8 protein-coding genes are annotated in these 12,625 nt (G+C 75.0%); 1 reads left to right on the forward strand and 7 read right to left on the reverse strand.

The annotated features are described in order from the left end of the window. Positions 1–61: 61 nt before the first annotated feature. The 3 genes from NX794_RS05705 to NX794_RS05715 form a co-directional block, all read right to left on the reverse strand. The gene (locus NX794_RS05705; protein WP_258777080.1) at positions 62–730 is read right to left on the reverse strand and encodes a hypothetical protein; all 669 of its coding nucleotides are present in this window, start codon (positions 728–730) and stop codon (positions 62–64) included. Positions 731–1,008: 278 nt separating this feature from the next. Then, on the reverse strand, positions 1,009–2,700 hold the full coding sequence (locus NX794_RS05710) for a DUF885 domain-containing protein (RefSeq protein WP_258777081.1): 1,692 nt from the start codon (positions 2,698–2,700) through the stop codon (positions 1,009–1,011). Between the two features lie 53 nt (positions 2,701–2,753). Then, complete coding sequence (locus NX794_RS05715) at positions 2,754–3,239, reverse strand: Lrp/AsnC family transcriptional regulator (protein ID WP_258777082.1); 486 nt, start codon at positions 3,237–3,239, stop codon at positions 2,754–2,756. A gap of 60 nt (positions 3,240–3,299) precedes the next feature. On the opposite strand from NX794_RS05715, the gene NX794_RS05720 reads away from it, so the two are divergent. After that, on the forward strand, positions 3,300–4,526 hold the full coding sequence (locus NX794_RS05720; protein ID WP_258777083.1) for a trans-sulfuration enzyme family protein: 1,227 nt from the start codon (positions 3,300–3,302) through the stop codon (positions 4,524–4,526). Positions 4,527–5,190: 664 nt separating this feature from the next. Here the strand turns inward: NX794_RS05720 and NX794_RS05725 are convergent. The 4 genes from NX794_RS05725 to NX794_RS05740 form a co-directional block, all read right to left on the reverse strand. Continuing rightward, positions 5,191–6,642 carry a GNAT family N-acetyltransferase gene (locus tag NX794_RS05725; RefSeq protein ID WP_428985855.1) on the reverse strand — a complete coding sequence of 484 codons (1,452 nt, stop codon included), beginning with the start codon at positions 6,640–6,642 and terminating at the stop codon, positions 5,191–5,193. Between the two features lie 132 nt (positions 6,643–6,774). Continuing rightward, on the reverse strand, positions 6,775–9,480 hold the full coding sequence (locus NX794_RS05730) for a DUF7824 domain-containing protein (RefSeq protein ID WP_258777085.1): 2,706 nt from the start codon (positions 9,478–9,480) through the stop codon (positions 6,775–6,777). Beyond that, on the reverse strand, positions 9,473–10,885 hold the full coding sequence (locus NX794_RS05735; RefSeq protein WP_258777086.1) for an SWIM zinc finger family protein: 1,413 nt from the start codon (positions 10,883–10,885) through the stop codon (positions 9,473–9,475). The genes NX794_RS05730 and NX794_RS05735 overlap by 8 nt, the downstream gene beginning before the upstream one ends. A gap of 149 nt (positions 10,886–11,034) precedes the next feature. Continuing rightward, entirely contained in the window at positions 11,035–12,621 is a 1,587-nt protein-coding gene (locus NX794_RS05740) for an alkaline phosphatase D family protein (RefSeq protein WP_258777087.1), read from the reverse strand. Positions 12,622–12,625: the final 4 nt, after the last annotated feature.

Genomic DNA, 12,625 nt, shown 5'->3' on the forward strand with positions numbered 1-12,625 from the left:
GGCGCGCCGTTCGGGTGACCGGCTCACCCGGGCCCCGCCGAGGTCAGGCGCCTCGCCGAGGTCAGGCCCCGGCCGGCCGGGTGCGGCGGGCCACGGCCAGCATGTAGCCGCTGAGCACCAGCGACCAGCCGGGGAAGACCAGCTCCGCCCAGGGGACGTTGGAGGACAGGAACAGCAGTGTCAGCGCGGTCAGGAAGCCGAGCACCGTCAGCCAGCGCGGCAGGACACCGAGCCGGTGCCCGATGACCGACATGGAGCAGACGAAGACGGCCGCCATCCGCATGGCGTACCCGGTCATCAGCGTGTACGCGAAGTCCCGGCCGAAGCCCCAGGTCTCCGGCACGGGCGCCGCTCCGCCGGAGTGGCCCACGTCGAGTACGGCATCGGCCGCGGCGGCGGCCCCGAACAAGGTCGCCGTGAACACCAGGCCGCTGCCCAGCAGGACCGTGGCGAGGAACTTGTCCTCGCCCGCGCCGACGTGCGCCCGGACGGCGCCGACGAACCATAGGAAGAAGATGCCGGCGAACGGCACCAGCGCCAGCGCGGTCCGCAAGGCGTCGCGCTGCCCGGAGTCCGTGAACCACTGCGCCGTGGCGGCGTCCGCGCCTTCCGGCAGTCCCAGCCGCACCAGCACGATCACGGCGGCCAGCAGCAGGGCGAACACCACCCCGGCCAGCGCGGCGGCCCGCGGCGTCTCCAGCGCCTCCTGCCCCGGCCCCTTCTCCCGCATACCGGCCACCTCCACCGCTCGGCTCCCGCCCCCAGCTAGCGGTGCGGCGCTCGCGGGCGCCAGCGGAACAGGGCCGTACGGCCGACAGCCCGCCCGCCGAACCGGCCGCGTCGCCGCGCTCGTGGCCGCCGGAGTACGGCCCTCACAGCCGGGAGCCGGGAGCCGGGAGCCGAAGCCGCGAGCCGCGAGCCGGGAGCCGCGAGCCGCGAGCCGGGACGCGTCCGTGGCCGCCGGGCCGTGTCCGTCACATCCGGGCGGCCCGCGTCCGTCCCCGCCCGTTACAGCCGGGCCAGCTCGTCCACCAGGTCGTCCAGGCCCAGCGAGCCCTGGGACAGCGCCGCCATGTGCCAGGCCTTCAGGTCGAACGCCTCCCCGTGCCGTGCCCGCGCCTTCTCCCGGCCCAGCAGCCAGGCCCGCTCGCCGAGTTTGTAGCCGATCGCCTGCCCCGGGATGGTCAGGTAGCGGGTCAGCTCGCTCTCCACGAAGTCCGCCGGCCGACTGCTGTGCGCGCCGAAGAACTCCTCGGCCAGCTCCGGCGTCCACCGCTCACCGGGATGGAACGGCGAGTCCGCCGGGATCTCCAGCTCCAGGTGCATGCCGATGTCCATGATCACCCGCACCGCCCGCATCATCTGCCCGTCCAGATAGCCGAGCCGCTCCTCCGGGTCGGTCAGATAGCCCAGTTCGTCCATCAGCCGCTCCGCGTACAGCGCCCAGCCCTCCGCGTTGGCGCTGACCCCGCCGACCGTGGCCTGGTAGCGCGAGAGGTGCTCTGCCACGTGCGCCCACTGCGCGAGCTGGAGGTGATGGCCGGGCACCCCCTCGTGGTACCAGGTGGACACGAGGTCGTAGACCGGGAACCGGGTCAGTCCCATCGTCGGCAGCCAGGTGCGGCCCGGCCGGGAGAAGTCCTCGGTCGGAGCCGTGTAGTACGGCGCCGCCGCACTGCCGGGCGGGGCGATCCGCGACTCCACCTTCCGCACCCGCTCGGCCAGTTCGAAGTGCGTGCCGTCCAGGTCCTCGATGGCCTTGTCCATCAGGTCCTGCAACCACACGCGCACCTCCTCCACGCCCTCGATGTGCCGGCCGTGCTCGTCGAGGTGCGCGAGCGCCACCCACGGGGTCGCGGCGCCGGGCAGGATCTTCTCCGCCTCCCGCCGCATCTCCGCGAGGATCCGGTGGAACTCCGCCCAGCCGTACGCGTACGCCTCGTCCAGGTCCAGGTCGGTGCCGTTGAAGTAGCGGGCCCAGCGAGCGTAGCGCTCCCGGCCGACCGTGTTCGGCGCGCCCTCGGCGGCCGGCGCGTACACGTCCCGCAGCCAGTCCCGCAGTTCCACCACCGCGACGGTCGCCGCACGCGCCGCCGCGTCCAGTTCCGCGCGCAGCGCCTCCGGGCCGGCGGCGGCGAAGTCCTCGAACCAGCCCCGGCCCGAACCGTCCGTGCCGGCCCACTCGGTGAGCTGCCCGATGAACGTCCCGGTCGGCCGGGGAGCCGCGAAGAGCTTGCGCTCCAGGCCGAGTCGCAGCGACTCGCGGTAGCCCGCGTACGCGCCGGGCACGGCCCGCAGCCGCTCGGCGATCGCGGCCCAGTCCTCGTCCGTCTGCGCCGGGGTGACCGTGAAGATCTCCCGCACCGCGTGGCCGGGCGTGGCCATGTTGCCGATCGCGCGCAGGTGCTCGTCCGCCTCGTGCACGGCGAGTTCCGCCGTCAGCCGCTCCCGCAGCAGCCGCCCGCAGCGCCGCTCGGCGTCGCTGTCCGCGCCGGGCCGCCGCTCCGCCTCGTCCAGCCGCGCGAGGGTCGTCCGCGCCAGCTCGGCCAGCGCTTCCCGGCCCGCCGGCGAGTAGTCGGGCAGGCGGCTCGAACTCTCCTTCACACCGAGGTAGGTACCGGTGACCGGGTCGAGGGCGATCAGGTCGTCCACGTACGCGTCGGCGACCTGACGGGGCAGCGGGCTCTGGGTCTCAGACATGCGGCCCATCCTCGTACGGAGAGGATCACCGCGTCACCCGGGTAACCGGGGATTCAGCTCTCGGCGTGGCCGGGAGGCAACAGCGGCCCGCACTCCCACTGCTGGAAGATCAACCGCGTCTCCACCCGGGTGACCTCCCGCCGCGCCGTGAACTCGTCCAGCACCAGCCGCTGGAGGTCCGCCATGTCCGCGACGGCCACATGCACCAGGTAGTCGTCCGGCCCGGTCAGATGGAACACCGTGCACGCCTCCGGCAGTGCCCGGATGCGCTCCACGAACGGCCCGACCAACTCCCTGCGGTGCGGACGCACCTGCACCGACAGCAACGCCTGGAGGCCACGGCCGAGTCTGGCCGGATCGAGTTGCAGCCGGTGCCCCAGGATCACCCCCGAGCGGCGCAGCCGGGCCACCCGGTCCAGACACGTCGACGGCGCCACCCCCACCTGCGCGGCGAGGTCGCGGTACGTGGTCCGGGCGTCGTTCTGCAACAGCCGCAGAAGATGGAGATCCACCGGATCCAGTACGACAGATTCGGCCATATGCCGAACGTAGCACGGCGTCTCGCTCAGGAGAACCGTTCGATGTTCACCCTTCCGCGCATGGACACAGCGAGCACCGGTGCCTACGGCGACGTACGCACCGCACCGAGAGCCCTGGCCACCGAGGCCGTGCACGCCGGCCGCGACGACCTCGCCGGCCAGGGCCTGCACGCCCCGCCGATCGACCTGTCCACCACCTACCCCTCCTACGACAGCCGCGCCGAGGCCGCCCGCATCGACGCCTTCGCCGGCGACGGCGCCGACCCGGTCGGCCCGCCCGTCTACGGCCGCCTCGGCAACCCGACCGTCGCCCGCTTCGAAACCGCCCTGGCCCGCCTGGAGGGCACCGAGTCGGCGGTCGCCTTCGCCAGCGGCATGGCCGCCCTCAGCGCCGTCCTGCTCGCCCGCTCCGCCATGGGCCTGCGCCACGTCGTCGCGGTACGGCCGCTGTACGGATGCAGCGACCACCTGCTGACCGCCGGGCTCCTCGGCACCGAGGTCACCTGGACCGACCCGGCCGGCATCACCGACGCGCTGCGTCCGGACACCGGCCTGGTGATGGTGGAGTCCCCGGCCAATCCGACCCTCGCCGAACTGGACCTGCGCGCCGTCGCGCACGCCTGCGGTTCCGTGCCGCTGCTCGCCGACAACACCTTCGCCACCCCGGTGCTGCAACGCCCGGCCGAGCAGGGCGCCCGGCTGGTGCTGCACAGCGCCACCAAGTACCTCGGCGGCCACGGGGACGTACTGGCCGGCGTGGTGGCGTGCGACGAGGAACTGGCGGGGCGGCTGCGGCAGATCCGGTTCGCCACCGGCGGTGTCCTGCACCCGCTGGCCGGCTACCTGCTGCTGCGCGGCCTGTCCACGCTCCCGGTGCGGGTCCGGGCCGCCTCCGCGAACGCCGCCGAACTGGCCCGCCGGCTCGGCGCCGACCCGCGCGTGGCCCGGGTGTGCTATCCCCGGCTCGGCGGCGCGATGATCGCCTTCGAGGTGTACGGCGACCCCCACGAGGTCATCTCCCGGGTACGGCTCGTCACCCCAGCGGTCAGCCTGGGCAGCGTCGACACCCTCATCCAGCACCCGGCGTCCATCAGCCACCGCATCGTCGACGCCGACGACCGCCGCGGTTCCGGCGTCAGCGACAAACTCCTCCGCCTCTCGGTCGGCCTGGAGGACGCCGACGACCTGTGGGCCGACCTGGACCAGGCCCTCGGGGGCTCCCCGGGACACCCGGCCGGGATGGAGGGGACGAGGGCGAACGCCGTCACGGCGAGCCGGAGCCACTGAGGTCCGGGCGGCCGCGACCGGGGCGCAGATCGGGCAAGGTGATGCTGGGCACTGTCGCGGGGGAGCGCGGGGCGGACGGCTGCGGCCTGACGGCCGAGGGGCCGGGCCGGGGCATCGCCGATCATGCGCGGGGATCATGTGCGGCGGTGCCGCGCGTGGTCGGGGCACGGCTGGGGTCCAGCGCCGACATGGGGACGGCCGGCAGGGGCGGCCGTGTGCGGCCGGCCGGGCGCGGGCGCCGCTGATCAGGTGCGGCGGTGCCGCGCACACCTCGGGGCGCGCCTGGGGGACCGGGGCCGGCAAGAGCAGCGGTGCGCGGAGCGGTCGCGTGCCGCTGCCGCGACCGCCGGGTTCTCTCGACGCGCCCGAACGCCAGACCGGCACTCGATCCCACCGAGTGGGGCGGCATCCCACCCCGACCTCGCCCACGTTCACCCAGCCGGTCGGCCAGTCGTTCACGGCCGCGTCATCGGAACGCGCAGCGCGGCCGGCACCCCACCGCCGGGTTCCGGGTGACGTGACCGGCCGTCCGGCGCATCCCGGCGGTCGCGGGGATCGATGTCCGGCGCACCCGGCTACGACAGGGGCCGACATACCTGGTGAGGGGGCACCGGGACGGCGGGTCGGGGGTGTGCTGGGGCACCCCCTGCCCGTGGTGGGCCGGTCAGTCGCGGTGGGCCGGGGTGCCGAGGTGGCGCTGGGCGGGATCGTAGGGCGGGCGCGCGGCCGGCGACGACGGGGTCAGGCGGGCCGTGATCACCAGCGTGCCCTCCTCCACCTGGTAGTCCAGCGGCAGCCCGAGGCCGCGCATCGCGGCGACCATGCCGGTGTTGGACGCCCGGGTCACCGCGTACCCGCTCTCGCAGCCGGCCTCCACGGCCAACGCCACCAGCCGACCGAGGAGTTCGGCACCGATCCCGCGCCGCTGCCACTCGTCCTCGACCAGCAGCGCGACCTCGGTCTCGTCACCGTCCCACAGCAGATGCCCGAGCCCGACGACGCGCCCCGAGGAGGTCTGCGCGGCCAGCGTCCGCCCGAAGCGCGGGCTGAGCAGGTGGTTGAGGTAGCGGTCCGCGTCCCGGACCGGGCCGTGGTAGCGCAGCTCCAGCGTCCGCGCCGAGCACCGCTCGTGCATCTCCCTGGCCGCCACCAGATCCCCGGTGTCGACCCGGCGCACGGTGATGTCGTCGCCCTCCGCGAGCGTCAGCACGTCGTGGCCGCGCGGGATACGCGGGCCGAGCCGGCCGTCCAGCTCCACCAGCGCCCGGGCCCGCGCGAACTCGGTCGGCGTGAAGGGGAGATACGGCCGCTCCACGGTCAGCACCCCGCCCTCCGGGGCCCGCAGCCGCATCACCGTGTCCTCCAGCACTCCCTCGACCGGCACCGGCTCGGCACCCCGGCCGCCGCCGACGGGGGAGCCGGGCAGCGAACGGATCGTGCAGCGGCCCAGCAACTGCCGCAGTGCCAGCGGCAGTTCGGCGGCGTCCAGCGCGGTACGCGCCGCGAGGCCGAGCACCCGGGTGGGGGCGTCCACCAGATCGTGAGCGTCGGCCCGCTCGATCCAGGTGTCCCGGCCCCCGGACAGCGACACGCCCCGGGTGATCTCCGCCGCCGACAGCTCACCGGGCGCCCGCAGCAGGAACTCGTCCACCGTGCCGTCGGCCAGCGGGTGCGTCTGGAGACTCAGGATGTCCACCCGGCGCCCGGCCAGCGCGGCGCACAACGCGGCCAGCGAACCGGGCTCGTCCTTCACCGTGGTGCGCATCCGCCACAGCGCGCCGGGCCCGGGCCCGTCGTCCGTGCCGGCGCCCGGTTCCCCGGCGGTGCTCCGCTCGACGGGCCCGGCCGGCCGTATCCCCACGGCCGGCCGGGCGCCGGTATCACCGGCCGGCGGTGCGTGGCCGTGGCGCCTCGCCCACCACACATGGAAGCCCGCCGTCGCCGCCAGGACCATCGCGGAGATCATCAGCAGGGCCGGGCCGTCGGGCCCGTGACCGATCAGGTTCGCCACCGCGTCGGCCACGGCGACGGCGGTGAACAGCGCGGCCAGCTCGACGACGTCCCGCCGCCAGTGGTGCACGGGCCGCCCGTGCTTCGTCCGGGTCACATCAGACATATCTGGAGTCATGCAACCACTGTGAAGGAAGGGTGTTGCGTGATCACGAACTGATTGTGACCGATGGGTAAAGCATGCTCCGCCCCGTTTGTTGCCTTTTCCACAGCACCGGGGCGGGCCCGGACCGGCGACTCAGGCGGCCACCTCCCGCGGGGTCAGCGCGGCCCGCAGCCGCCGTGCCTCGGTGACCATGCGGGAGCCGCCCTTGCGGCCGGCGGCGTCCGCGAGGTGCGGCAGCTCCCCGTGCGCCCCGCAGCGCTCGGCACAGTCCGCGGCGGCGGCCAGCAGCTCACCGACTCCTCTGACCAGCGCGGTGTTCGCCGCCGACGCGGTCGCGAGATCGGTCAGGAGGACGGGCAGGGTGTGCCGCAGCACGCTCCATGTCGTCGCGTGGGCACCGGTGCCCGCCGCCGTCCGCAACGCGTCCGCCAGCCGCTGCGCCTTCACCGCGCCGCCGCTCACCAGCCGGCCCAGGTCCGAGCCCAGCCGGGCCGCGTCCAACTGGCCCCGCGCCGCCAGCACCAGCAGCGCGTCCACCGCGGCCAGCCGGCCCTCGGCGCGGCGCGCACCGAGCCCGTACGCCACGCACAGGTGCACGGCGTCGCCCGCCTCCCCGCCGGCCTCGGCGAGCAAGGGGAGTACGGCGGTGCCCCGGTCGTGGTCCATGGCCGTGTCCGCGAGGTCGGGCAGCAGCCGGGCCGCCGTCAGTTCCCGCCGCCCGGGCAGGACGGCCGTCCAGTGCGGACGGCGCGCGTCGTCCCAGTGGTGGCACCGCGTACGGTCACCGAAGGCGGACACCGGCAGGCCCAGCCCCCGGAACGCCTTCGGGAACCCCTCCCGCAACTCCGGGACCTCGCCCAGCTCCACGAGGATCCGCTCGCCCTTGGTCCGGCGCCGGACCGGCTCGCCGGCACAGGCGCGGGAGCCGCCGCGCAGCCAGCGGGCGAGCCTGCCGCCGGTCGGCACGGTGTCGCCGCTCAGCAGCCGGGCCAGCCGCTCGCCCTCCCGGGTGCCGAGCGCCCGCGCCCGCACCGCCGCCTCCCGCACCGCCGCCCGGTCGTCCGTGCGCAGCCGCAGCAGGGCCTGGGCGAAGTCGGCCTCACCGACCCGCGCGTCCAGCCGCCGGTACTCGGCGAGCCGGGCCACCAGGTCCGCCGGATCCAGCAGGCCGGTGCCCCAGGTGGGCGTGGCCAGCAGCAGCGGCAGCGGCTCGGTCCGTATGCGGTACGCCACCTCGCGCAGCCGGGCGTCGAACACCCGGCTGAGCGCGCTGTGCGGGCACGGGTGCTCCTGCGGACCGCGCCGCACGGCAGCGTGCAGCGTGTCCGTGCCCACCTTGCCGTGCAGGGTCGCCAGGAGCAGGTCGATCCCCTCGCCGGCGGCGAGCGTGCCGTAGCGGGAGTTGCCGAAGGGGTCGGAGGAAGGCGCCCAGCGGGCGGCGTGCGAGCCGGTCCACCAACGGCCGGCGACGACCGGCGCGAGCGCCTCACGCAGGGCCGCCGGGTCCCGGTGGGCATGGCGCACCAGTCCGTCCAGCGTCCGCTCGTACGCGGCCACGTCGGCACCGCCGGAGGCCAGCAGCGCGCCGGCTTCTTCGGCCACCTCCACCGCCGTCTTCGGCGCCGGCGGCAGCCGGACCGGCTCGGGAACCGGCGGCAGCACCTCCTCGTACACCTCCGGGGGCGCCTCGGCGAGCCCGAGCAGTGCCGCCGCCCGGTGCCGCAGCGCCGGGCTCAACTGGTCGGCTGCCCAGGCGAGTTCCTCGACCGAGTCCAGCCGGGAGGCATACCGCTCGACCAGCTTCAGCGCGCGCTCCCGCACCTGGCTGTCCTCGTGCCCGAACGCCTGGGCCACCACCGGCAGCAGCTCCGCCGCCGCGCCCGGGTCACGGGCGAGCACCTTGCCGAGCAGCACCAACTGCGCCCGCACCAGCTTCTTCTCGACGCGGAACAACAGCCCCTCCGAGACCTCGGCCAGCTGCCGGGTCGTCAGCTCGCCGGCCAGGGTCAGCGCCGTGAGCACCGACTGGGCGTGGGCGGCGACGGGCGAGACCGCGTCCCGGGCCAGAGCCGCCCAGTCGGCGATCCGCGCCCGCTCCTCCCGCGGGTCCGGCTCCAGCCGGGTCAGCAGCGGCAGGAAGACCCGGTGGTCCGTGGGGCCGCCGCCGCGCAGCAGCCGGGCCACGCAGCCGTCGAGCAGGACTGAGCGGTCCAGGGTGCCCGCGCCGGCCAGCTCCGCGAGGGCGCTCTGCCACGCCCCGGGACCGTCCGCCGGCAGCCACCGGACCTCGCGCAGATCGGTGAGCGTGAACATCCCGGAGACCAGCACCGCGAGATGCGGCTCGCCGCGCAGCCGGTCGAGCAGGCCGGACCGGTCCCCGCCCTCGCTGACGTGCTGGATCCAGCCGATGACATAGGCGTCGGTGAGCGGCACCTCGCACTCCGCGCGGCGCACCAGTTCGGCCATGAGCGGGTACGGCACCTCCGCGGCCACCGGCCGAGCCGCGAGCCGGTGCGCGAGGTCGGCGAGCCAGTCGGCGTCCCGGTGCTCCAGTACCCGAAGGACGGACGCGGTAGGTGCCCGGCCCCAGCGCATGTCCGCCGCCGCGAGCCAGCCCGCCACCGCCGCCGCCCCCGAGTGACAGGCGGCCCCGGCCAGATACAGCGCCGGCTGGATCCGCGCGGACTCGTAGTCCCCACTTCGCGTGGTCCGCAGCTCCTTGCGGAGCTCCTTCAACTCCGGTACGTACGAGCGCCGTTCGCTGTCCGAGAGGGCGGTCAGCAGCAGGAGCGTGTACGTCGTGCGGCCCGCTCGCACCGCCTCCATCAGCTCACTCATCGCACACCCCTGCGGCCACCGAGGTGCCCGCCGCCTCCACGACGGCTCCGCGGCGCACCAGCCGCACCGCCAGCGCGTGCTTGCACGGCCCGCGCCCGCCCCGGTACCGCGCCCACCACAGGCAACTGCAACTGAGCGTCCCCGCCTCGTCCCGCACCCGGTGCGCATGCCCGTCCTCCGCCGTCACCGTGGCCAGGGCGCCGTCCAGTGCCACCGCGCCGGCCGCCACCAGGGCCCGGGCGGAGCGCAGCCGCGGGTTGTGCCGCTCGGCGCGCCCGGCGTCGTAGGGCAGCTCGCGGTGGAAGTAGGCCGCCTCCGCCGTGTCGTAGCCGACCTGGCCCGAGGTGCCGAGCCGGACCAGGGCGGCGCGGACCCGCTCCGGGGTCAGGCCGGAGGCGGCGGCGAGGTCCGCGACGTCCACGCGGGGCTCCCAGGCCAGCAGCACCGAGACCAGCTCGGCGTCCGCCGCGGTCTCCTCGGCGGCCAGCGCCTCCAGCACGCCGCCCTCCCCGGAGAAGCCGCGCGAGGCGTCCGGTGACAGCGTCAAGGTGAGCCGCATGCCGGGCAGGACGACCTCCCAGGCCGCGGCGGCCGGGGCGGCACCGGTGGCCGCCGGGCCGTACACCCGTAGGGCCGTCGCGTACCGCAGCACCCGCTGGAGCGCGGCCAGCCGCTCCGGGCCCGGCAGGCAGACCGCGCCCGGCACCGCCCGGGTCGTCGGCCGCAGGCCGCGGCCCACCGGCACCACCCAGCGCGGGCCGGCCGGGGCCCGCCGCGCCGCGTCCGCCCGGGGCAGTCCGCGCAGGAACCGCACCGCCTCGTCGGCCGGCAGCGCCGCCCGCAGGTCGAAGCCGGCCGCGACCACCTGGGCCTCGGCGAAGCCCCGCAGCCAGCGGTCGGGCAGCGGGACCTTCTTCTCCACCACGGGACCGTCCAGTGTGGTGACCGCCAGCTCCTCCGGGCCGACCCGCAGATGCAGCGGATCGTCGCCGCCGAGCCGGGACAGCGCCTCCCGCAGCGGGTTGTTGACGTCGACGTTCGTCGTGCCGTGCCCCACCTCGCCGCCGTCGAGGCCCTGCGTCAGCACGTCAAGGCGCGCGTACACCCCGCCGCAGCCGGAGAAGGACTCGAAGCGCAGCCGGTCGCCGTTGCCCGTCACCACCGGGTCGAGCGAGGCGCGCAGCCGCGGCTGGTAGTAGCGTGCCGCGGCCACGTCGGCCACCGCGAGCAGCCCGGCGGCGGCCGTCCGGGGCGAGGTCAGGAAGCCCGCGAAGAAACGCGGATGGTCCTGGACCCCGGTGGGTGTCGCCCCTCGGGAGGTTTCCAGCCCGAGCCGGCGCCCGTCCGCGGCGGACTCCAGCGTGGAGGACCGGCGATAGGCCACGGCCTGCAGTGATCGCGTCATGGAAAAACCGTAGAGGCGACCACTGACAATGACCTTGACCTGCGGAAACACCCCGTCCGGCAGGGGAGTTGCCGTGCCGCGCGCCGGGGGATGACGCCGGCGCGCGACACGCTGCGCAGCGTACGGGACCGGCCGGCCCCGCCCGGTGATTACTGGCCGACGCGCCCCGGCTGGAGCGTCCGCGAGAAGAGCACGGTGCCGTCCTGCTCGCGCAGCCGGACCGTCAGTTCGCCGCTGCCGCCGTCGATGTCGACCTCGCCGAAGAACTGGTAGCCGCCCGCCGGCGACACGTTCGACGCGGTCGGTGCCTTCACGAACACCCGCTCCGGACCGAACGTGCCGTCCAGTTCGCTGGCCGGGAAGGCACCGGCGTTCAGCGGCCCGGACACGAACTCCCAGAACGGCTCGAAGTCGGTGAACACCGCCCGCGAGGGCTGGTAGTGCTGGGCGGAAGTGTGGTGGACGTCCGCCGTCAGCCACACCGTGCCGGTGATCCGCCGGTGCTTGACGAACCGCAGCAGTTCGGCGATCTGCAGCTCACGGCCGAGCGGCGCGCCCGGGTCGCCCTGCGCCACCGCCTCGAAGTTCGGCCGGTTCTCGGTGGTGTCGGGCACGACCAGACCGAGCGGCATGTCGGCGGCGAGCACCTTCCACACCGCACGGGAACGGGCCAGCTCCCGCTTCAGCCACTCCAGTTGCTCCCGCCCCATGATCCCCTGCGGGTCGGTGGTCTGGTCGTCCGGGGAGTTGGCGTTGCGGTACGTCCGCATGTCCAGCACGAACACGTCCAGCAGCGGGCCCTGCCGCAGCACCCGGTTGACCCGGCCCTCCCGGGCGCCGGGACGCAGCGTCGAGACCGGGAAGTACTCGCCGAAGGCCCGCCGGGCGCGCGCGGCGAGGACGTCGACGCTCTTCTCGGTGTACCGGGTGTCCGTGGTGGCGATCACCTCGCCCGGGTACCAGTTGTTGCGGACCTCGTGGTCGTCCCACTGGATGATCGAGGGCACTTGGGCGTTGAACCGGCGCAGGTTCGCGTCCAGCAGGTTGTAGCGGAAGTTGCCCCGGAACTCCGCGAGGGTCTCGGCGACCTTCGACTTCTCCTCGGTGGTGACGTTCCGCCAGGTGCCGCCGTCGGGCAGGGCCTGGGTGGCGGTGAGGGGGCCGTCGGCGTAGATGTTGTCGCCGCTGCACAGGAAGAAGTCCGGGTCGAGCCGTGCCATCGCGTCGTAGATGCGATAGCCGCCCAGTTCGGGGTTGATCCCCCAGCCCTGCCCGGCCAGGTCGCCCGACCACAGGAACCGGACACCCTCGCGGCGGCGCCGGGAGACGGTGCGGAAGGTGCCGGTCACCGGTTCGCCGGTGCGGCGCGGGTCGTCCGGGTCGGCCAGCAGCACCCGGTAGTGGATCTGCTCGCCCGAGGGCAGGCCGTGCAGCCGGGTGGTGCCGGTGAAGTCCGTGCCGGCGCCCAGCAGCGGGCCGTGCCGGCGGAGCGGATGGCGGAACGACTCGGTGGCCGCCGTCTCCACGATCATCCGGGCCGGCCGGTCCGACCGCACCCAGACCAGACCGGAGTCGGCGGTGACATCGCCCGTCTGCACACCCCAGTCCGCCCGGGGGCGCCCGGACCGGGCGAAGGCCGGGGCCGCGCCGAGGCCCACGGGCAGGGTCAGGGCCGCCGACGCGGCCAGCGAGCCGCGCAGGACACTGCGGCGGCCGGGGGACGGACGGTGTGACATGGCT

Source organism: Streptomyces pyxinicus (assembly GCF_024753135.1).
Classification (GTDB): Bacteria; Actinomycetota; Actinomycetes; order Streptomycetales; family Streptomycetaceae; genus Streptomyces; species Streptomyces pyxinicus.

Bases quoted from the DNA above. Each gene is read 5' to 3' on its own strand.
- NX794_RS05705 (WP_258777080.1), bottom strand. From the start codon at position 730: ATGCGGGAGAAGGGGCCGGGGCAGGAGGCGCTGGAGACGCCGCGGGCC.
- NX794_RS05710 (WP_258777081.1), bottom strand. From the start codon at position 2,700: ATGTCTGAGACCCAGAGCCCGCTGCCCCGTCAGGTCGCCGACGCGTAC.
- NX794_RS05715 (WP_258777082.1), bottom strand. From the start codon at position 3,239: ATGGCCGAATCTGTCGTACTGGATCCGGTGGATCTCCATCTTCTGCGG.
- NX794_RS05720 (WP_258777083.1), top strand. From the start codon at position 3,300: ATGGACACAGCGAGCACCGGTGCCTACGGCGACGTACGCACCGCACCG.
- NX794_RS05725 (WP_428985855.1), bottom strand. From the start codon at position 6,642: ATGTCTGATGTGACCCGGACGAAGCACGGGCGGCCCGTGCACCACTGG.
- NX794_RS05730 (WP_258777085.1), bottom strand. From the start codon at position 9,480: ATGAGTGAGCTGATGGAGGCGGTGCGAGCGGGCCGCACGACGTACACG.
- NX794_RS05735 (WP_258777086.1), bottom strand. From the start codon at position 10,885: ATGACGCGATCACTGCAGGCCGTGGCCTATCGCCGGTCCTCCACGCTG.
- NX794_RS05740 (WP_258777087.1), bottom strand. From the start codon at position 12,621: ATGTCACACCGTCCGTCCCCCGGCCGCCGCAGTGTCCTGCGCGGCTCG.